The organism is Sphingopyxis sp. SE2 (genome assembly GCF_032227185.1).
Lineage (GTDB): Bacteria > Pseudomonadota > Alphaproteobacteria > Sphingomonadales > Sphingomonadaceae > Sphingopyxis.
The window spans coordinates 2,337,419-2,357,878 of record NZ_JAPMXW010000001.1 but is presented as its reverse complement, the minus strand read 5'-3'; the positions used below and the strand labels follow the sequence as shown (position 1 = coordinate 2,357,878).

14 protein-coding genes are annotated in these 20,460 nt (G+C 66.0%); 7 read left to right on the top strand and 7 right to left on the bottom strand.

The features are described from left to right. Nucleotides 1-125: 125 nt before the first annotated feature. From OVY29_RS11185 to OVY29_RS11160, 6 genes are all read left to right on the top strand, one after another. Nucleotides 126-704 (top strand): superoxide dismutase family protein, encoded by a 579-nt coding sequence (locus tag OVY29_RS11185; protein WP_313911407.1) that lies wholly within the window; start codon nucleotides 126-128, stop codon nucleotides 702-704. Between the two features lie 140 nt (nucleotides 705-844). After that, complete coding sequence (locus OVY29_RS11180) at nucleotides 845-1,786, top strand: hypothetical protein (protein WP_313911406.1); 942 nt, start codon at nucleotides 845-847, stop codon at nucleotides 1,784-1,786. Continuing rightward, the gene (locus OVY29_RS11175; protein ID WP_313911405.1) at nucleotides 1,783-2,655 is read left to right on the top strand and encodes a ThiF family adenylyltransferase; all 873 of its coding nucleotides are present in this window, start codon (nucleotides 1,783-1,785) and stop codon (nucleotides 2,653-2,655) included. The genes OVY29_RS11180 and OVY29_RS11175 overlap by 4 nt, the downstream gene beginning before the upstream one ends. After that, entirely contained in the window at nucleotides 2,652-3,791 is a 1,140-nt protein-coding gene (locus tag OVY29_RS11170; protein WP_313911404.1) for a hypothetical protein, read from the top strand. Before OVY29_RS11175 ends, OVY29_RS11170 begins: the two co-directional genes overlap by 4 nt. Further along, entirely contained in the window at nucleotides 3,788-4,882 is a 1,095-nt protein-coding gene (locus OVY29_RS11165; RefSeq protein WP_037554080.1) for a GNAT family N-acetyltransferase, read from the top strand. The genes OVY29_RS11170 and OVY29_RS11165 overlap by 4 nt, the downstream gene beginning before the upstream one ends. After that, nucleotides 4,879-5,856, top strand: a complete 978-nt coding sequence (locus OVY29_RS11160; RefSeq protein ID WP_313911403.1) for a hypothetical protein — start codon at nucleotides 4,879-4,881, stop codon at nucleotides 5,854-5,856. Before OVY29_RS11165 ends, OVY29_RS11160 begins: the two co-directional genes overlap by 4 nt. Here the strand turns inward: OVY29_RS11160 and OVY29_RS11155 are convergent. From OVY29_RS11155 to OVY29_RS11140, 4 genes are all read right to left on the bottom strand, one after another. Further along, on the bottom strand, nucleotides 5,853-7,313 hold the full coding sequence (locus OVY29_RS11155; RefSeq protein ID WP_313911402.1) for a cytochrome c: 1,461 nt from the start codon (nucleotides 7,311-7,313) through the stop codon (nucleotides 5,853-5,855). The two genes, OVY29_RS11160 and OVY29_RS11155, sit on opposite strands and share 4 nt — an antisense overlap. 317 nt (nucleotides 7,314-7,630) lie before the next feature. Continuing rightward, entirely contained in the window at nucleotides 7,631-9,796 is a 2,166-nt protein-coding gene (locus tag OVY29_RS11150; protein ID WP_313911401.1) for an AsmA family protein, read from the bottom strand. Nucleotides 9,797-9,938: 142 nt separating this feature from the next. Beyond that, a complete protein-coding gene (locus OVY29_RS11145; RefSeq protein ID WP_313911400.1) occupies nucleotides 9,939-13,697 on the bottom strand; it encodes a CHAT domain-containing tetratricopeptide repeat protein in 3,759 nt (1,252 codons plus the stop codon). Between the two features lie 205 nt (nucleotides 13,698-13,902). Then, nucleotides 13,903-16,413 carry a TonB-dependent receptor gene (locus OVY29_RS11140; protein ID WP_313911399.1) on the bottom strand — a complete coding sequence of 837 codons (2,511 nt, stop codon included), beginning with the start codon at nucleotides 16,411-16,413 and terminating at the stop codon, nucleotides 13,903-13,905. A 197-nt stretch (nucleotides 16,414-16,610) separates the two neighbouring features. Here OVY29_RS11140 and guaA point away from each other — a divergent pair, with 197 nt between their 5' ends. Continuing rightward, a complete protein-coding gene (gene guaA / locus OVY29_RS11135) occupies nucleotides 16,611-18,197 on the top strand; it encodes a glutamine-hydrolyzing GMP synthase (protein ID WP_313911398.1) in 1,587 nt (528 codons plus the stop codon). A gap of 18 nt (nucleotides 18,198-18,215) precedes the next feature. Here guaA and OVY29_RS11130 read toward each other — a convergent pair whose 3' ends face one another. The 3 genes from OVY29_RS11130 to OVY29_RS11120 all read right to left on the bottom strand — a co-directional run bounded on the left by OVY29_RS11130 (nucleotide 18,216) and on the right by OVY29_RS11120 (nucleotide 20,318). Further along, complete coding sequence (locus OVY29_RS11130) at nucleotides 18,216-19,724, bottom strand: S10 family serine carboxypeptidase-like protein (RefSeq protein WP_313911397.1); 1,509 nt, start codon at nucleotides 19,722-19,724, stop codon at nucleotides 18,216-18,218. A 95-nt stretch (nucleotides 19,725-19,819) separates the two neighbouring features. Further along, complete coding sequence (locus OVY29_RS11125; protein WP_313912061.1) at nucleotides 19,820-20,110, bottom strand: addiction module antidote protein; 291 nt, start codon at nucleotides 20,108-20,110, stop codon at nucleotides 19,820-19,822. Continuing rightward, entirely contained in the window at nucleotides 20,088-20,318 is a 231-nt protein-coding gene (locus tag OVY29_RS11120) for a type II toxin-antitoxin system RelE/ParE family toxin (RefSeq protein ID WP_313912060.1), read from the bottom strand. The genes OVY29_RS11125 and OVY29_RS11120 overlap by 23 nt, the downstream gene beginning before the upstream one ends. Nucleotides 20,319-20,460: the final 142 nt, after the last annotated feature.

Sequence of the window (20,460 nt, the reverse complement as noted above, 5' to 3'; positions counted from 1 at the left end):
GCGTTTCTCGTTGGCCCCGCGACGCGCCCGCAGGTTCAATGCGCTGGCCGGTTGACGGGCTATTGCGGAACGTTGGAGCCGCCGGGCGGTTTGCTTAATATGTGACATGGCAACGGAGGCCTTTAATGAACAAGATTTACTGGATGACCGTCGCGATTTCCGCCGTGCTGGCCGGTTGCGACGCCCCTGAAACTTCGACGCAGGCGCCCGACCCGACGGTATCGAAAGAAGGAGCGGCCGGGGCCGGCGGCGATGGAACGACGGTAGAAAGTGCCGCGGCGATCCTGCGGACCGCCGGGGGCGAGCCTGCCGGACAGGCGACCGCAACAATGGTCGACGGGCGCGTCAAGTTGGCGCTTCAGGTCGAAGGGTTGCCGCCGGGTCGGCACGGGGCCCATGTGCATATGACGGGTAAATGCGACGCTCCCAAATTCGAGAGCGCCGGAGGTCATTGGAACCCTACCGGTGCGAAGCATGGACTGGAAGACCCGGCAGGGCAACATGCCGGCGACATGCCCAATCTGGTCGTCGGCGAAGACGGGCGCGGCACGCTTTCGTACGAGTTGCAAGGCGCGACCTTCGAAGGTCTGCTCGACAGCGATGGCTCGGCCATGGTGATCCACGCGTCCGTCGACGATCAGAAGACCGATCCGTCGGGCAATAGCGGCGACCGTATCGCTTGCGGTATATTCGAGACTGGCTGACGGCGCGGCGGTCTTGCTCGCAAGCGAATTGCCGCTGATCGTCAATGGTCGTCCGTCGGGGAATCCAACCTGCGCCAGCCTCGCTATGGCATGTTAACCAACTGATGTTACAGTCCGCCTGATTGGCCGGGAAGGGGCGGATGAATATTCTGTTGGCCGCATTTCGGCACAAGCAATTGAGACTGCAGTTCCGGGCATCGCCCGAGCATGTCGTCAATATTTATGAACGACCCGGCGAGTTTCTGGCGCCGGCGGAGCTCGACCGGCTGGTCGCGCAATGCCGCACCGTCGTGCGCGCATGCCTGGCGGGACAGGATCTCGATTACGGCCTTTTCGATCCCCGGACCGACGCCTGGTCGCGCTGCGTTATCACCTTGGTATGTCGCAGCGCCGACGGAGCGCCGGTCGCCTTCAACGCGATGCCCCAGCTCGCGGTCAAACGCGCCGGGCGCGACGAGCATGTCCTGCACCTCGGCCTCGTCATGGTCGATCCTTCGGAACGTAGCGGCGGCCTGTCGTGGATACTCTATGGCCTCACCTGCTTTGCCCTGTTCTTACGCGGCGGACTTCGACCGCTGTGGGTCAGCAGCGTGACGCAGGTGCCGGCGGTCGTCGGCATGGTCGCCGAAACCTTCAGCAATGTGTTCCCCGCTCAGGACGCAACGCGGCAAAGCTTCGCACATCGCCATCTGGCGCATCAGATCATGAAACGGCACCGCGCCGCTTTCGGTGTCGGCGACGACGCCGGGTTCGATCCCGACCGGCAGATCATCACCGACGCCTATACCGGCGGTTCGGACAATCTGAAGAAGAGCTTCGATGTCGCGGCGAAGCATCGGGCCGAACGCTATAACGAATATTGCCTGCGCGAGCTCGATTATGGCCGTGGCGACGATGTTTTGCAGATCGGCGCCATCGATCTCGGCGCCGGACAGCGCTTCCTGTCGCGCAGTGTGCCGCGCAGCGCCTTGCCGCAGCTTGCCGTGCAAGCGCTGGTGCTTGCCACCGGTGCCGTCGTCGCCCCGCTGATCCAATGGCTCGATGCGAGCACGCATTTAGGACGTTTGAGGCCCGCCCGATGAGCGATTTTGACTATGGCGAGATGACCACGCGAAATCGCGGTTTCGTGACCCGGGCCGAGCAGGAAAGGCTGCGCGACGCGCGCGTGTTCATCCCCGGTGTCGGCGGCATGGGCGGCGCTGCTTTCATGGCACTCGTCCGCGCGGGAGTCGGCAGCTTTATCATCGCGGATATCGATGTCTTCGAGGTGTCGAACCTCAACCGCCAGCTTTTCAGCCGCGCCGACACCATCGGCCGCCCGAAAGTCGAGGCGGCGCGCGATCTGGCGCTGGAAATCAACCCCGGCCTCGATATAGAGGTGCTGAACGGTACGTGGGTCGATGAACTCGACCGGATACTGCCGTCGGTGGCGGTCGCGATCAATGGCACCGACGATGCCGCGGCGGGGGCACAGCTTTACCGCAAGGCGCGCGAACATCGCCGGGCGCTGATCGACGCCTATGCGTCGCCACTGCCGTCGGTCACCGTCGTGCGGCCCGACGATCCGCGGATCGAGGACCGGCTCGGCTATCCGACGCGTGGCGTCGCCTGGACCGATATCGACCGCGAAATGGCGGTCGAATGCCTGATGCTCGAAATAGAATATGTGCTGACGCACAGCAGCAGTCACAAATATGTCGACCTCGATGTTGCAGCGGAAGTCGCACAGGGCAAACGCTCGCGCTTTTCTTTCTCGACGATGGTCACGATGGCCGGGACGATGATGGCCGAAGAGGCGGTGCGCGTCATCCTGGGCCGCCCGGGAGGGGTCGATTATCGGGGCTATTTCTTCAACACCCATGCGGGAAAGGTCGAGCGACCGCTGCCGGCGCCGATCGCCGCGGTCAAGCGCGCCCTGGTGCGGCGCTTCATGAAAAAACTGATGGCGTGACCCTGTCGCCCGCGATCCTGTTGACGCTCATCGCGCTCGCTGCAGTGCTTGTCGCGCGGCGGGGGATCGCGGCGGCTGCGCGGCGTTCGCCCGTCGCGGCGCGGCTGCGGCTGGTGTACGGGCTGGTCGGGACGCTCCTCTTGCTGCGACTGGTATACGCCGCGTGGATGGTGCCGCCGGTCGCCTCGCTCGTGATGATCGCCGCCGCGTGGCTGCCTGTCGCCATGCTCCGCCTCGCCGAAGAGCTCGTTCGTCGCCACGCACCACGCGCCGTCAAACTGGCTGCGCTCGTCGGAGCGATCGGCTTCTCGGTTCTTGCGGTCACCTTCGGGCTGGTGTGGAGCGGCGCCGCGATCGCGGCGCTCGCCGCTTTCCAGATGTTGGCGATGATCGCCGTGATCGTCATGCTGATGCGCGGTCGCGGCGAGCTTTCGTTGTCGGAGCGGCGCGCCGCCGATCTTTTCGTTATCGCGCTGCTGCTCGCAATGCCGCTCGTCCTGACCGATTTTCAGCGACTGTTTCCCCATCTCTCGGTTCGCGGCGGTGCGTTTGCGGTGCTGATCCTGATCCTCGCGACGTCGCGGCTCGTGGCGGCCGAGGGGCGACCGCGGCAGCTGTTCGGTGATCTGCTCCTCGCGCTCGGCGGGGGCGGCATCGTCGCGCTGGCGCTGTTGGCGCCGCCGGGCCTCGGGATCGAAATGCTACCGATCGTCGCCTGCGCGACTGCGGGCGCGGCGTTGTTGCTGCTGATCGAGCGTTTCGGCCTGGACGATGATGCACGAGTTGGTCTCGTTTCGACGCTGGTGGGGGTCGAGCATCGCCGCAGTGCGATGCTTGCGGCACACCCACTGCTCGATCGCGGCGTGCTGGTCGAAGGCGATGCCTTGTCGGACTATCCGCCAGCGGTCATCGAACAGCTTGCCGAACATCGCCTGATCAACGGCGGGCTCGTGCCTGACGACCCCGCACTCGCGGATGCCGCCGCCGACCTGCTCGGCCATTATGCCGCAAGCCACCTGATCCGCCTGTCGCAACGGCCGCCGCGTTTTCTCGCCGTTTCTGCCGGCGGCCTATCCGAAGCCGCGCTCGACGAAGAACTCGAACTCGCGGCAAGGTTGCTGGAGGGCGCGGCATGACGATCGAGCTTCGTTCGGGCGATGCACAGGCCTTTTTCGACGCGCCTTTCAACGCCTATGATGACGCGCTTGGCTATGTTTCGCCGATGAAGGGCGACATTTTCCGCATGCTCGAAACGGCGAAGAACCCGTTGTGGACTGCCGGAAATCCGTTCGCATTCTGGACGGCGCATCGCGACGGGCGTCCGATAGGGCGGATCGTCGCGCATGTGCATGGCCAGTCGAATGCGGCACATGGGTGGAAACGCGCGCAATTCGGCTTCTTCGACTGCGCCGACGACGCCGAAGCCGCGGCCGCGCTGCTGGGCGCGGCGCAGGATTTTGCGCGAAGGCACGGCCTTTCCGAACTGGTCGGCAACTTCAATCTTACGGCCATGCAACAATGCGGGGTGATGACCGGCGGCTTCTCGCGGCGCGGATATACCGACATGGTCGTCGGGCCGCCGCATCTGCCCCGGCTGCTGATAGCGAACGGGTTCGAACCCTTTTTTCCGATGACGACTTTCGAGCTCGACCTCGAACGCGCCGCATCGCCGTCGGAGGAGCCCGTCGCAAGCGGGGCCTACAGCTTTGCCCCGATCGAGCGGCGCAGTTTCCCGGAGCGCATGGAGGATGCGCGGGCGGTGCTCAACGACGGGTTCGCGCAGAATCCGATGTTCGTGCCGTTGACGGAGGAAGAGTTCGCGTTCCAGGCGGGCGAAATGAGCGCAATTCTCGACCCGCGCCTGTCGTCGGTGCTGATGGAGGATGGCCGACCGGTGGGCACGATCATCTGCATCCCCGACCTCAACGGCTTTCTGCGCGCGACCCGTTCGCGCATCGGGCCGCTCACGCTATGGCATTTCCTGCGATTCCGTTTCCGCCGCCGCCGCGCGGTCATCATCTTCTATTCGATCGTGCGCGATCGGCACGGTCGCGGCTTGATGGGCGCGATGCTCGCGCGCACGATCCGCCAGCTGCGCGCCGCTCATTACAGGCAGCTGGGCATCACCTGGATCGCCGACGAAAATGCTGCAAGCCTGCGCCAGATGGAGAAGTTGGGCGCAGAACCTCTTCACCAGCTGCACCTGTTCCGAAAGACGCTCGGATGACCAAAGCGATATTGCGACGGCTGGTCGAAGACGCGATCACGGCACCGAGTGTCCACAATGTCCAACCCGCGCGTTGGCGGATCGAGGACAATTCGCTGTTGCTCGCCGAAGATCTGTCGCGCCGGCTGGCGGTCGGCGATCCGACCGGCAACGATGCCGCCATCAGTCTGGGCGCCGCCGCTGAAGCGTTGCGAATCGCAGCCTCGCGCGAGGGTTGGCATGTTGTCGAGGAACGGAGGGGCCTTCCGGACCTTGGCGCCGGGCTGCGGGCCATCGCGCGATACCGGTTCGATCGCGGCGCTGACGTCGACCCGTTGGCCGGATGGCTCGGTAAACGGGCATCCTGGCGCGGAAATTTTCTCGTCCCGACCGAGGCCGATCGGGCGGCGGTCCAGCAGTTCGCAGGCGCCGATGCGACCATCGTCACGGCACCCGACGCGCTTGCCCTGCTCGGGCGGGAATTCGACGCCGCCAGCTATGGTTTCATGCGCGACGGCGCCTTTCGCGGCGAGCTGCTTGGCTGGATGCGGCTGCGGCGGCGTCATCCCTGTTGGGCGCGCGACGGGTTGAATGCCGAAGCGATGGCATTGTCGCCGGTCGAGGCGATCGGCGCGAATTTGGTGCTGGGGCCGCTTTTCAGTCCGCTCGATCGCCTGCGCGTTGCACCAGCGCTGCTGGCAGAGGGCGCCAAGGTGGCGGCGGCGGCGGCGGTCATCTTGTTTCACCGTCCCGTCGTCGAAGCGCCTTTCGAAAGCGGCCGGCATTTTCTCCGCCTGTGGCTCGGCATCGAGCGGGCAGGGATGGGTGCGGCGGTGCTCGCCGCGCTGGCCGATGATCCGCGGGCGGCGTCGCATGTCGCTTCAACCCATGGCATCGCCGCCGGACAGCGGCTGGTCAGCGCCTTTCGCGTCGGCCGGCGTGCGGGACCCGGCTTTGCCCGGGCCCGTCTGCCGATCGACGCTGTCCTGTTCTAGAGTCGCTTCAGAAATTCGATGAGCGCTTGCCGGTCGGCAGCCGTCAGCCCGGCTCCGAACAGGTGTCCGCCATTGCCGCGCCCGGGCTGCGTGGTGTCGGTCCACTGCGGTGTCGAAAAGGGGCGGTAACCGTCGGGATATGCGCCGGCGGGTCCCAGACGGAGTCCGACGCTTTCGAAATCGAGCGCATGCCCTCCGACGAGGAAACGCGCCTGACGCTGCGTCGGGTCGAGCAGCGCGCCAAGGCTCGTGACCGAGCCATTATGCAAATAGGGTGCGGAGGACCAGAGACCGGCCAGCGGCGGCGCCGCATATCCCCGCCCCGCCTTCACGGCGATCAGCTTGCGATATCCGGTATTGCCGACAGCCTTCCGGAGCTCGGCATCGAACAGGCGCGCGCGCAGCGGGTCGGTTCCGACATCGCCGATCCAGTTCGGGAAGCGCACGAGTTGCGGTGCCGCGCTTTCGTTCATGGCGTAATCTCCGTGACACGCGGCGCATTGCGCCCGGTAAACCGCCGCGCCGCGCCGTGCCGCCCCATGATCGATTGCCCCGGGAAAGGGCTGCGGTCGATAGGTTCGCAGCCAAGCGAAAACGGCTTCGGCATCCCCGATTCTTTGCTGCGCCCGGTCGGGATGGACCCCCATGCTCGGAACCGTGAAGAAACTGGTGATCGCGGCCAGCTCGCGCAGTCGTTCGGCGGTCAGGTCGGCCTCGACGGTCGCGCCCGGCTTTACGCCGGGCAGCGCATAGGCCCCGTCGGCGAGCAGCGCGCTGCGCCACTCCCGGCGGCCTAGCTCGGGCACCGAAACAATTCCGTCATCGCCCGGCCCGCCTTCGGCAAGCGGCGCACCAAGCGCGTGTTTGAGCGCTGCTACGCCATTGGTGCTGCCCGGCGATCCGTTGGGAAAGGGCAAAGGTCGCGGTTGACCCTCCAGTGCGGCAAGCCGTCGCTTCGCGAGCGGGATGACCAGCCAGCGCAGGCTCTGCCGCTCGCGCCATCCCATTTCGGGGTAGAGCGTTGCGGCGGTGGTCAGCAACTCTTCGGACCCGATGTGTCGGCGCGTCGCGTCGAATATCGCCTGCGTATAGGCCTCAAGGTCGATCGAGCTGTTGGGCGTGCCCAGCCACGCCCGGTCGGGCCGGGGGCCGCCTGTTTCATCATAGGTCACGCCGGCATGGCAGGCCGCGCACCCAAGGTTGGCGACTTCCACCCTGGTGCCGCCGATCGGCGCGATGGCGCCGTGCGTGATGCCCAGCGGCATCTCACCCCCGCGCGGGCGAAGGTCCGCGGGAAGGTTCGCGATCGTTGCTGGATAGAGGAACCCGAAGCGCTTCAAGATGCTGCGCGCCGTTGCCCGGTCGATGGCGGCAGACGGATTCCGGCGGCGTTCGTCAAGCACCAACGCAGCGGCTGCAAGCCGCCAGGGAATGGCACTGGAGTCGAGCGATTCCATCGAGATGCCACCGAAACCCGCGCCCAGGAAAGCCGCTGCGCCACGTGCATCTGCCGAGGCACCTTCCGATAGGACCGGGCGGGAATCGGCTTCGATTTGCGGTTTGGAGGTCAGCCACAGCAACGCAGCTGCCAGAAGGAGCGAGATAAGAATTCGCACGATCCAGCGCCGCGTCGAGGTTGTGCGTAAGCTCTGTTGCCTCATTGCCATGACGCATGATTCCCGAAACGGTGCTGAAGGCAACCTGGAAATATCGGCGTCGGAGCGGTTCTATTTGGCCAGGCGTTGCCCGGGCTCGCCTGCGCCGCGCCCCGCGATCAGAAAATTCCGAGGAATTTCTTGCGCTGTTCCTTCCGGCCCTCGGAATTCTGCTTGCCGTCCTCCGACTTGGCGGTCGTTCCCTTGCCGACGTCGTCGCGCGGCTTGCCCTTGGCTGTCCGCTGCGCCTTGGCGGTCGCGCCCGCAAGGACGGGGCCGCATTGGGCAGCCTTGGCATCGCCCGGGTCGATGAAGGGCGCGATCGCGGCGACGGGGCTCGCCAGAATACCGAGCCCGAGCCCGGCGCCCGCGCGCCCCACCAGTTCGTCGCTGATCGGATCGATTTTGGGCGCCGCGAAATAGCCGCCGACGCTAACCGGCGACTGGCCCGAAAAAAGGCTGAAGGTCTTGCCGTCGGCGCGAACCGCCATATCGATCGCCTCGCTGCGGAACGAAAAGCCGCCGCGGCCGAGCATTACATTCTTTTTCGTGTCGATGAGGATCGGATCGGCGGCAGCGACGCCGCCGCGCACGGTGAAGGCGATGACGCCGCAATTGATATCGACCGGTTTCTTCAGCTTTTCCTGGAACATCTTCTGAACGAACGTGCCGATATCGAGTTCGGCGAGCTGGATGTTGCGCGTCCAGAAGGTGCCCCGCGGCATGACGAACGCGATGCGGCCATTCGACGTGGCAAGCGATTCGCGCACGCTGTCGCCAAAGCCCGCCATCCGCACCCGCCCGCTGACCGTTCCCGTCGTCCCTGATTCTTCGGTGCCGAAGTGGGCGAGGAGGGCGCCGAGTTTGGTGGGGGACAGGCGGATGTCATATTCGGTGCGCACGACCGCGGGGCGGCTGTCGATCGAAATGTCGCTTTTGACCGTGCCGCCCGCGACGGCGAAATTGAAAGGCTTGAGCTCCATCAACCCGTTCTTCAGCGCGAGGGTGAGATCGACATCGCTGATCGGAAAGCTTTCGGCGCGGACTCTCGTGACGCGGTAGCGCACGTCGGCATCGAAGCGCTTGATCGCCTCGACACGGAGCGGTGCGTCGGGAAGGATACGCGGACGGCCCTGTTCGGTCCGCACCGTGCCGGAGGTTCCCATCCTGTCGAGGCGTTCGGGGTCGTAGCCGACAAACGGCCCCGCATCGATGATATTGAGCGAGCGGGTGACGAGATCGGCCTTGAGATAGACGCGGCCCTTGGGCTGGCTGACCGCAAGGTTTCCGGCAAGGTCGCTGTCGCCGAACATGCCTTTCAGCCCCGTGAGCTTCCAGACTTCACCCTCATAGGTGAGGGCGGAACGCAGGCGGTAGGCACGGGTGTCGGGAATGGCGACGCCCAGAAAATCGAAGATACGCGAAAGATTGCCGCCGCGCGCACTAAGATCGAGCTCGGCACCCTCGATGTCGGTCGGGCCGCGCAGCGTGCCGGATATATCGAGCGTGTTACCAAGACCTTCGGCGTGCAGCGTGAGCGCATTCTTCCCTCCCGCGATCGTCTCGTTCGGCGAGGCGAGGCTGCCCGACAGGCTAAAGGGCTGGGAGCGCATCGTCCCCCGGCCCCCGAAACGGATCGCGTCTTCGATCCGCGTGTTCCTCGATGTCACCGTCTCGAAGCCGATGTCGGCGAACAGCCGCAGCCCCGGGTCGCGATAGGACAGGCCGCTGTTCGCGATCGCGGCGCGGCGGATCACGGGGAGGTCGAGCGGCTGGGGCGGACGATCGGGGTCGCCGAAGGTCCAGCTGTTATGCCTGTTTCCGGCATCCCATTCGAGAGCGACTCTGGCGCCGTCGAAATTGGCGAAGCGGACGATGCGTCTCCCGAAGATCAGCGGGATCGTAGCGATCCGCATATCGATCGTTCGGGCAACGAAAAACTGCTTCTCACGCGCCCAGACGGGGTTCGCGATGCGGATGTCTTCGGCGTAGAACTTGATGTCGAAAGGCGCGAAATAGAGCTGGAAATCGCCGCCCACATCGACCTGCCTTTCAAGCTGCGACGTTGCGAAGCGCTCGAACGGGCTCTTGAGAAACCGGCCTTTGGTGACGAAGAGTATCAGCCAGATCGCAAATAGCGTCAGCAGAAGGACCGCGGCCGTGCGGACAATGATGCGGACCGGGCGCGGGCGCTTCTCAAGCCAGGCCGGAGTCCAGCTTTTCCGTGCCCAGTGCCGGGGATGGTCGAACCATCGCGGCGAGCTCGATGTGGCCGCGGAGGCCATTTGACCCGTGCGCATTTCCATGAGGCACCAATCCGCCGCTCGGCGCATCGTTCCGCCGATCGCGCGCCGAACCGAGCGCCGGCCCGGCTGTGCGGAGGATCGGATTTTGCGGCAGACGGGGCTCGATCTGCGTGCGAGGCGGTCAGTCGTCGGTCGCGATCAGCGTGAAGGGCGCCCAGGCGGCGGGGTGCGCCCAGTCGCTGGTCCAGCCTTCGACCGCCGATCCGTCGTCGCGTTTGCCGGTGCGGATCGCCCGCATCGCGGACTGGAGCGCCGCCGCTTTACCGCCGGCCGGGTTTCGACGCGCGTTTACAAGCGTTTCGACGGTAAGCGCGGCGGTGACCTTGTCGCCGACCCGCCAGCGGCTCGCGAGGAGCGCGTCGGCGCCGGCATGGAGGAAAGAACGCGCCAGCCCGGACAATGCGTCGCCGCCGCCGGGGCCTTCGGTCGTGCCCGTGTTGCATGCCGACAGGATGACCCACTCGGCCGACAGGTCCAGCCCCGCGGCTTCGGCCGCGGTCAAAATACCGTCGTCGGCGTAAGTCGCGCGCCCCGGCGGGGTGAAGATCAGCCCCGGCTCGGCAAAGCCTTCGATTTCGCCGGGAAGGACGCCATGCGTGGCAAAGGCGACGATACGCGCATCGCGCAGCCGGTCGTTTGTGCGGACGGCCGTCTCGGTCGCCTCCGCGCCGAGATGGATCGCCGTCGCGTCGGCGCCGAGCGCCTGTGCCATCGCGTTCAGTTCGACCTCGGTCCCGGGAAGCGACGGAAGCGCGCGCAACCGTGCGGGATCCGCGAGCGCGGGACCGGCAGGGCCCGCCTGCGGCGACAGTCCGGCGGTCGCCGCACGCTTGCCCCCGGCTTCGGCCAGCACCGGGGCGCCATAGCCGATGAGTGGCAGCGCACCGCGCTTCTCCGGCCGCTGCCGGCCGATCCGCAGCGATTCGACCGACGGCAGGTTGACGACCGCGAACCGGTCAGCGAGCCATGGGGTCGCCGCGAGCGCCGCGTCGGTGTCTTCGCCTTGGGGTTCGGCGGTGATGAAAGCCGCGAAGGGCAGGTCGGCGAGTGGCCCCGACGTCGTCACATAAAGCGTCTTCACATCCTTGAGCAGCGCTTCGTGCGGCTGGACGAGGAAGCGATACAGGTCCCAGGCATAGCGGCGATCGAATAGCGGCGAAGCCGTCCAGATGCCCGAGCAGGTCTTCGGATCGACCTCGCAGCGGAACGCCTCGATCGTGCCGCGCAGGTAGGATTGCATCCGCGGTACGGCGTTCCAGCCGGCCGCTTCGGCGGTGACGACGAAGGTGAAATCGTAAAGCTCGCCCTCGGTGACGAGGAGCAGCGCTTCGCCGGGGCGTAGGCGGCGGCGCACTTCCTCCTCGCTCAACGACTGCGGAACCGCGAGCCGCGCATAATCGGGATAGGCGCGGCGCAATCTTTCTTCGATCGCGCCGAGCTCGCGCCCGAGCAAGTCGATTCGGTCTCTTGTGATCGCGGCGGTATCGGTGGCGCCGATCATCGCCTTGCCGAGACTCTGGTTGAGGTCGCGAATGTCCTGCGCCAGATCCTGCTGGCGCCGCACCAGCCGGGCCAGCGGTGTGTCGCCGAGCGCTTCGCGCACGACGATTCCGGCGAGCGCACGGGTCGCGGCGCTCGATGTCGAATCCTGCGCGATGCGAAAGGCTTCGGCGCGAAGCTTCGCCTCCTCGCCGCGGACTGCGGTCGCGTGATTGGCATAAAGGGTGAGCGCCAGTGCGAAAACGCTCGCGCCCGAACGGTCGGACCCGTCGTTGTCGCTCAGCGCCGCTGCCGTCGCGCGTTCGCCTGCAGTCGCGCCCGACACGTCGGCCGCCGACAGCACGCGCGTTCGCTCGCCGCGCGCTCGCGCGACCGCTTCGCGCATCAGGTCGACATATTCGTCCGATGCGGGGTCCTGCCGCGCGATCGACCGCGCCAGCGCCGTCGATGCGATCGCGATATAGGGATGGCCGGGGTCGAGCGTGTCGAGCGCGAGCGCCAGTGCGCGGCGCTGATAGGCGATCGCGTCATCATGCCTGCCTTCTTTCGCGAGGATCGCGCCCATCCGCCCGAGGTCGGCGATGCCCTCCTCGTGATTGCGTTCGGGCAAGACCGACCGCCGCGCGATGACGCGCGTCTGCAGCGCGCCCGCCTCGTCATATTTGCCCTCCTTGGTCAGCAGGCCGACGAGGTTGCCGAGCGAGCGGAGCGTGTCGGGGTTGGCGGTGCCAAGGTGGCGTTCGCGGATCGCGATCGCCTGGCGCAACCGCACCTCGGCCTCGAGCGCCTTGTCCTGCCGGTCGAGGTTGCTCGACAGGAGCGCGAGCGTGCGGGCGGTGTCGAGACCGCCACGCCCCCTGGTACGCACGAGGAGGTCGAGGTTGCGGCGATAGATCGCCTCGGCGCCCGCGACGTCGCCCATTTCCTCGAGATTCAGCGCAAAGCCGTTATATTCCTCGAGGACGAAAGGATCCTCGTCGCCGAGCGTCGCTTTCGCATGGTCGATCGCCTTCTGCATCGCTGCCGAGGCTTCGGGGCGGCGGCGCTGTCCAGCGAGGATTTCGCCGAGCGTGCCCCACGCCGCCGACAGCGAGCGTGTTTCGCCGTCCAGCGGCTCGACCAGTTCGATTGCGCGGCGCGCATGGGCCTCGGCCCTGTCATATTCGCCCCGCGCCGAAAGGACGAGCGCCAGACGCCGCAGCGCGGCCGAATGCGCCTTGGGCTCGCCGAGCCGTTCGCGGATCGCGAGGGCATCGCGCATCAGCTTTTCGGCGGTGTCGGCGCGCCCGGTAAGGTAGAGGATGTTGGCGAGCAGCTCCTTGTCGGTCGCCGCGGCGGCCGAGCGGGCGCCTTCCGCGCGACCGTTCATGCGCGCCCGGACCACGGTCTCGGCCCGGACGAACATGCCGCGGTCGATGAGCTGGCGGATATCCGCCTCGGTCTCGGCCGGCAGCGCCGCGACATGTTCGTCCGGGGCGGCGGTCGCCGCGCGTGCGTCGGCTTCGCGGCGGAGCATCGTGGCAAGCTGGTAGAGCGACGCTCGCGTATCGGCATGGTCGCGTCCGAGCGTCCGCGCCTGAATCGCATAGGCCTCTTCGGCGGTTCTCGTCGCTTCGTCGACCTCGCCTTGCCGTGCCAGAAGGAGCGAGAGGAGATAGAGTTCGCGGGCGGTTTCCGTGCTGTCCGGCGCCGTCGTTTCCGCAGCCGCCGCGACCTTGCGGCGCTGGGCCGTGGTGCGCTCGCGATAGGCCGACAGCGCCGCTTCGGCGTCGGCGCGCAGCGATTGCAGTGCGGCGATCACCTCGTCGCCTTCGCCGGGCATCCGGCGGCCGGCCGCGATTCCCCTTTCATAGGCGCCGATTGCGTCGGGCAACCGATCGCGAGCTTCGAGGATGCGTCCCAGATTGCCCCAGGCTGCCACCAGCCGGTCGTCGGCCGGGCCGGGCGCGGCGAGCAGGTCGATCGCGCGCCGCGCCGCCGCTTCGGCTTCGACATGGCGACGGCGCTCGAGGAGGACGGACGCCAGGCGGTTGAGGCTTCGGCCGGTAAGCCGGTCGTCGCCGAGCCGCTCGCGCGTCCGCACCGCCGCACGGATCAGCGGTTCGGCCTCTTCGGCGCGCTTGGTCATCGTCAGCAGGAAGGCCAGCGTTTCACCATCGCCCGCCGCCGCTGCTGTGGCCATCGTCCCTGCCGCTTCATGCGCCCTCAGCCGGCCGCGCAGGATCGTCTCGGCTTCGGGATATTTGCGGGCCTCGATCAGCGACAGGACCGCGCTGTCGCCCGCCGGTGCCGTCTGCGCGGTCAGCGCCCGGAGCGGCCCCGCCTGCGCCATCATCGTGATGCAGGCCAACCAGCAAAGGCAGTGGACGACGCGAAGCAAGAAATTCCCCAATTGCACCGTCGATCGAAAGCGGTTCGTTGGGCTGAAACAGCCCGGTGCCGTATTGGTTCCTCGTGCTTCAGCAGGCCCCGTCGAGAACAGGTCCCGCGAAGCGGCTCCCGACGGTAATTCCATGGGACGCCGTGAACGCGGTCGTGCGGCTTCCGGCGCCCCCGAAGCCGCCATCCCGCTTATACCCCCGGGGTTAGAACGCCTTGCGCCACTCCAGCTCGACATAGCGGCCGAGCGAGTCGGTATAGCCCGGCTGATAATTCAGCGGCACGACGCCGCTCGCGTCGGTCACCTTGCGCTGCGCGTCGAACAGATTGTTGACCGACAGGCGCAGACGCGATCCTTTCAGGAAGGGCAGGTCGTCGGTCAGCTTCGGCATCTGGTTGAAATCGGCGAAGAAACGCAGGTTGAAGGTCGCGAGATCGTGGAATTTGAGGTCGCCGTTGGCGCCGCCCACAATGCTGCTGCCGCTGTCATATTTCGCGCTGACCCGGGTGCCGAAGCCCTTGTAGAAAAGGCCGCCGTCGAGTTCGACAAGATGGCGATTGGTGCCGCCGCCGCTCCCCGTCGCCGATCCGTTCAACAGGTCCAGTTCGGGGACGCCCGGGCCAATCAATATTTTGTCGGTCAGCTTGACCGTGTGGTACAGCGACACCTGCCAGCGCCCGCCCTGCTGCTGCCGTCCGCCGAACATGCCGCCACGCCCGCCGCCGCGACCGCGAAAACCGCCGCCACCCCCGCGACGACGCTCGCCCGCTTCCGCCGGGGGGCGCTGTCCTTCGGCGGGAGGCGATGCCGCCTCGCCGCCCTCGCGCGGCGGCGGCGTGCCTGCGTCGCTTGAAGGCGGCGGCCCGCCGGCACCCGAACGGCCGCCAAAGCGCCCGCGGCCGCCGCCCGCTTCGCTCTGGCCGAAGCTCTTGCCGAAATTGAAGCCCCAACGAATCTGCGAGTTGGTCGCGCGCTCGAAATTGACCGGACGCTGGTCGATCGCGAGCAGGGTCCCGTTGTCGTCGCGGATCACGCGATCGGGAAAGGCCGCCTCGATCTCGGGAGTCAGCAACGGGAAACCATTCGCCGTGTCGTTGCTTCGGTTGCGGTTGTAGTTGATCGAGAAGCGCAACCCTTCGACCATCGGCAGCTCCCAGTTCAGCCCGACCTTGAGGTCGCGCCGCTGCTCGGCGAGCAGGAACGGGTTGCCGCCGGTGATCGTGGTGATCAGCACTGTCTGGCCGGTCCGAAAGTCGTAATAGGTCACGCCTTCGGTTTCGAGCGGCGCCGCGCCGAGCTGGGTCATGCTGGGCGCCGCTTCGTCGCTCGCGTAGCTGGCGAGCAACGACAGATTGTCGGTGACGCCCCAGTTCAGCGTCGCGCCCCAGCTCGTCAGCGCCGAAAAGTCGCTCGGGCGCTCGGCTTGGGCGTTGAGGGTGAGCGACAGGCGGCCGATGTTGCCGATATCATATTCGGGATCGAGCAGCGGGACGGTCAGCGAGCCGAAGACGCTCGGCGTATCGCGCGCGAGCTCGGTCGTCGTGATGTCGACGCCGCGTTCGGTCCGGCTGTCGAAGCGCTGACCGCTGTAGCCGCCGGTGATCGAAGCGCGGATCGGGCCCGCCCAGCCGTCGACGACGCTGCCCGAAATATTGGCGTTGGTGCCGAAGCTCTGCTGGCTGCTGTCGAACCGGTCGCGCGCGCCGCTGTCCTGCTCGGTGAAGGTGCGTTGATCGGCATCGGCATAATTGCCCGTTACCGACCAGCGCCAGTCGCCCAGCATGCCGTTGACGCTCGCCGAACTGGTCCAGTTCTGCGAACGGCTGTCGCGGCGGCGGGGATCGTCGGGGTTGCCGTTCCGCGGGCCGAGCAGCGACAGGCTGTCGGTCTGGTCGAAGCGAAGGCTGACCGACGCCTCGGTCACCTTGTCGATGTTGCGCACCAGCGTGCCGTCGATGACATATTCGTCGCTCGCGGGGGCCAGACTGCGCGCCGGCGCGCCCGCGGCAAGGACGGGATCGTCGTAAACGAGATCGCGTTCGCTTTCGCGCAGCATCGTCTGATGCTCCCAGCTCGCGTTGAGGTTCAGCCGGCCGTTGTCGCCGATCGCGATGAAGGCGGGTTCGAGCTCGTTCTTGAACTGCCCGCCCTGCGTCGGGATGCCCGCTTCCGCTTCGACCGAAATCTGACGGAAATCGGGCTTGAGCACGAAATTGACCACGCGCTCGGTCGCGGCATAGCCATATTCGAGCGCGACCTCCTCGGGGAAAATCTCGACCTTCGCGATTGCTTCGGGGGGGATGTTGCGCACCGCGCCGAACCCCGAAATGCGTCGCCCGTTGACGAGGATGACGGGCCGTCCGCCGCGCCCGCGGCCCGAGCGCGTCTGCGGCTCGAGTGCGTCGAGCAGTTCCTCGATCGACGAGGCGCCATAGCTGGCGATCGCCGCCTCATCGAGTTCGGCCTCGGCCTTGATGTCGGTGGCAAGCTGGCCTGCGAGGCGCGGCGCCGTGACGATGATCTCGTCCTCGCTATATTCCTCCTCTTCGGATTGATTGTCGGCGGACGCCGGAGGGGCGGCCTCGGCGGGCTGCTCGGCCACCGCCGATGCCGCGGCGGGCCCGATCGGCGCCGCTGCCATCGCCGGCAGCGCGAGCGAAGCCCCGGCCGCGAGAAGCGCGGCGCGCGCAGAAATAGGCAGGCGGATATTATTCATGGGGGGAGAGCCTTTGTTCTTTTCTGTCGTGGTTTTTTCTTGGCATGAGGGGGCTTAACGCCTCCTGACACCGAAATTTGTCCGGCGTTCACTTATGTCGCGCAATTGTCGCAACAATGTGTCGAGGTCATGCTTGTTCGACGGGCGCACCATATCGACCGCTGGACAGCATGGCCCCATGCCCTTATCGGCCAGCCATGCCGACTCCCGACTCTTCCGCCGCCCCTGAATCCATCCTGATCATCGACTTCGGGTCGCAGGTCACCCAGTTGATCGCCCGCCGCGTCCGCGAAGCCGGCGTCTATAGCGAGATCGTCCCGTTCAGCGCCGCCGAGGCCGCGCTCGAACGGATGCAGCCCAAGGGCGTGATCCTCTCGGGCTCGCCCGCTTCGGTCCCCGCGAGCGGAAGCCCACGTGCGCCGCAATCGGTGTTCGACAGCGGCCTTCCCATCCTCGGCATCTGCTACGGCCAGCAAGTGATGAGCCAGCAGCTCGGCGGACAGGTCGAACCCGGCGGCGCCGACGGCGAACGCGATGGCGAATTCGGCCGCGCCTTTCTGACCGTCACCGAACCCTGCGTGTTGTTCGACGGATTGTGGGAAGTCGGCGAGCGCCATCAGGTGTGGATGAGCCACGGCGACCGCGTGACGAAATTCGCCCCCGGCTTCCGCATCGTCGCGATCAGCGATGGCGCACCCTTCGCGCTCATCGCCGATGACGAGCGCCGTTATTACGGCACGCAGTTCCACCCCGAGGTCGTCCACACCCCCGATGGCGCCAAGCTGATCGCGAACTTCGTCCGCCACGTCTGCGGCTGCAGCGGCGACTGGACGATGGCCGAGTTCCGCGCGACCAAGATCGCCGAAATCCGCGCGCAGGTCGGCGACCAGCGCGTGCTCTGCGGCCTGTCGGGCGGCGTCGACAGCGCGGTCGCCGCAGTGCTGATCCACGAGGCGATCGGCGAACAGCTCACCTGCGTCTTCGTCGACCATGGCCTCTTGCGCATGAACGAGCGCGAACAGGTCGAGCGGCTGTTCCGCGACCATTACAACATCCCGCTCGTCGTGGTCGACGCCGAGGAGCGGTTCATGGCGGGCCTATCGGGCGTCACCGACCCCGAAAAGAAGCGCAAGTTCATCGGCGCCGAATTCATCAACGTGTTCGAGGAGGAAGCGAAGAAGATCGGCGGCGCCGATTTCCTTGCGCAGGGAACGCTCTATCCCGACGTCATCGAGAGCGTCAGCTTCACCGGCGGGCCGAGCGTGACGATCAAGAGCCACCACAATGTCGGCGGTCTGCCCGAGCGGATGAATATGAAGCTCGTCGAACCGCTGCGCGAATTGTTCAAGGACGAGGTGCGGCTGCTCGGCAAGGAACTCGGCCTTCCCGACATCTTCGTCGGCCGTCACCCCTTCCCGGGCCCGGGCCTCGCGATCCGCATCCCCGGCGAAGTATCGAAGGACCGCTGCGATATCCTGCGCAAGGCCGATGCGGTCTATCTGGAGGAAATCCGCAATGCCGGCCTTTACGACGCGATCTGGCAGGCATTCGCGGTGCTGCTTCCCGTCAAGACCGTCGGCGTGATGGGCGACGGGCGCACCTACGATCATGTCTGCGCGCTCCGCGCCGTCACCTCGACCGACGGAATGACCGCCGATATCTATCCCTTCGATGCGAGCTTCCTCAGCCGCTGCGCCACGCGGATCATCAACGAGGTGCAGGGCATAAACCGCGTCGTCTATGACTATACGTCGAAGCCGCCGGGCACGATCGAGTGGGAGTAGCGGCCTCGTCCTTGGCGCTCACCGCGCCCGGATAAACGCCCGCACATCCTCAGCCAATTTATGCCGGTCCTCGTCGCGGATATACATCATGTGGCCGGCGTCATAATAAGTGTAAGTGATGCGATCCTGCGGAATGCCGGTGCGCGACAGCGCATATTCGGCGGCGAAAAAGGGCGTCGCGAAATCATAATAACCCTGCGCGACGAGCACGCGCAGTCCTGAATTCTCGCGCAGCGCCTGCCCGATATAGGGCGCGACGTTGAGATAGGCGTTGGTGTCGCGGCCGCCGAGACGCCAGTCCCACTGGCCGCCGATCCGGCCGATCGACTGATATTCGCGGTCGGTCTTGAAGCCCAGCCCGTCGCGGCTCCAGCTGTTGATTGCCGCGGTATAGCTCGCGTCGATGCCATAGAAGCTGGGATCGTTGTCGGGGCTTTCGCCGGCGCTGTCATAATCCTTGCCCGTATAGCGGCTGTCGAGGCGGCCGACGGTGAGGCCGCGGTCGCGCAGCAATTCCTTGTAGAAACGGCTCGGCGTGACGCGCAGATCGGCGCTTTCGAGATAGATTTCCGAAAGGCCGGTGAAGCGCGACAGCTCGCGGCGAATCTGCGCGCGCTCCTCGCCTTGCAGTTTCTGGCCCTTGAGCAGCGCCGAGGCGTAGGGGCCGATGGCCCATTGCCGCGCTTCCTCGGCAAAGGCTTCGGGCGAGGCGGCGGTCGCCTTGCCGTGATAGAGCGCGGTGACCGCCATCGAGGGCAGGTTGGTGATCGGCGACAGCTCGTTACCCGGCGTGTCGGCGCCCGCCGCGAAATCGAGCACGGTCGAGATCAAGATGATGCCGTTGAGCGCGACGTCGTTGTACGTCTCGTTCATCAGCTGGTTGGCGACCGCGGCCGAGCGCGTCGTGCCATAGCTTTCGCCGCCCAGATATTTGGGGCTGTTCCAGCGGCCGTTGTCGTTCAGCCAGCGGCGGATCACCTCGGCGACGAGCTTGGCGTCCTGCGTGACGCCGTAATAATCCTCGGGATCGGCCTTGCCGATCAGGTGCGAAAAGCCCGTGCCCGGCGGGTCGATGAAGACGACGTCGGTTACATCGAGGAGCGCGTCAGGATTGTCGACGATCGGATAGGGCGGCGCGCCGTCGTCGGTGCCGTCGCCCGGGATCGCGACGCGCTTCGGCCCAAACGCCCCCATCATCAACCAGACGGTGCCCGATCCTGGGCCGCCGTTGAAGAGGAAAGTCACCGGCCGGCTCGGGTCGCGTGGTTCCTTGACATAGGCGGTGGTGACGACCGCGACTTCGGGGACGCCATCCTTGTTTTTGATGATCGTCTCGCCGATCGTCGCGGCGTAATTGATGCGCTGGCCGCCGAAGGTGCCCGACAGCTTGGTCGTGCGGACCTGCGGTTCGTAATCGGCGGCGGGCTTTTCGGCCTTCGCCTTCTCGTCGGCCTTGTCCTCGGCATGGAGCGCGGCGGGTGCGGCGAAGGCAAGCGCCAAGGCGATGAGCGAAAGACCCGATTTCATTGATATTTCTCCCCGTCTGCGCGCGGGACCCTAAGCAGCCTAAGGGAAGGCGGCAAGGTTACTTGTCGGTTACAAACGGGGTTTCGTCGAAGGTATCAGGCGGCCTTCTTCGGCTGCACCGACAATTCGAGGCCGAGGGCATCGAGCACAGCCATCAGCGTTTCCAGCGTTGGATTACCATTTTCCGACAGAGCATTGTAAAGCGCTTGTCGGCCAAGCCCGGTCTTGCGGGCTATTTCGCTCATGCCCTTTGAGCGGGCAACATCACCCAGCGCGCTGGCGATATGTTTGGGATCATTGCCTTCCATCGCCGCTTCGAGATAATAGAGGATATGCTCCTCGGTCGTGAGGTGGGTTGCTGCGTCAAATGGGCGAAGCTCCGTCACGGCCTTCAATCTCTTCCTTCAACCGCTTGGCGCGGGCGACGTCATTATCCTGACTGCGCTTGTCACCGCCGCATAGCAGAATGACAAGCTCTTTACCGCGCCGGAAGAAATAAACCCGATAGCCCGGCCCGTAATCGATCCGCATTTCAAAGACGCCGCCTTTGACGGACTTATGGTCTCCGAAATTGCCGTTCGACGCGCGTTTCAGGCGATCGGCGATTTTCGCTATCGCTCGAGTCGCGCAATGAGCCGAACCAACGGGCGAATTCAGTTGTTTCCGCTAGTTGGTAAGTTTGTCCTTCATAGAGGACATGTGGGTGATTGTCAATTGGATCGGACACGAGCAACTC

What these genes read in the sequence shown, in the direction of transcription:
- OVY29_RS11185 (WP_313911407.1), top strand. Translation starts at nt 126, where the DNA reads ATGAACAAGATTTACTGGATGACCGTCGCGATTTCCGCCGTGCTGGCC.
- OVY29_RS11180 (WP_313911406.1), top strand. Translation starts at nt 845, where the DNA reads ATGAATATTCTGTTGGCCGCATTTCGGCACAAGCAATTGAGACTGCAG.
- OVY29_RS11175 (WP_313911405.1), top strand. Translation starts at nt 1,783, where the DNA reads ATGAGCGATTTTGACTATGGCGAGATGACCACGCGAAATCGCGGTTTC.
- OVY29_RS11165 (WP_037554080.1), top strand. Translation starts at nt 3,788, where the DNA reads ATGACGATCGAGCTTCGTTCGGGCGATGCACAGGCCTTTTTCGACGCG.
- OVY29_RS11160 (WP_313911403.1), top strand. Translation starts at nt 4,879, where the DNA reads ATGACCAAAGCGATATTGCGACGGCTGGTCGAAGACGCGATCACGGCA.
- OVY29_RS11155 (WP_313911402.1), bottom strand. Translation starts at nt 7,313, where the DNA reads ATGGAATCGCTCGACTCCAGTGCCATTCCCTGGCGGCTTGCAGCCGCT.
- OVY29_RS11150 (WP_313911401.1), bottom strand. Translation starts at nt 9,796, where the DNA reads ATGGCCTCCGCGGCCACATCGAGCTCGCCGCGATGGTTCGACCATCCC.
- OVY29_RS11140 (WP_313911399.1), bottom strand. Translation starts at nt 16,413, where the DNA reads ATGAATAATATCCGCCTGCCTATTTCTGCGCGCGCCGCGCTTCTCGCG.
- guaA (WP_313911398.1), top strand. Translation starts at nt 16,611, where the DNA reads ATGCCGACTCCCGACTCTTCCGCCGCCCCTGAATCCATCCTGATCATC.
- OVY29_RS11130 (WP_313911397.1), bottom strand. Translation starts at nt 19,724, where the DNA reads ATGAAATCGGGTCTTTCGCTCATCGCCTTGGCGCTTGCCTTCGCCGCA.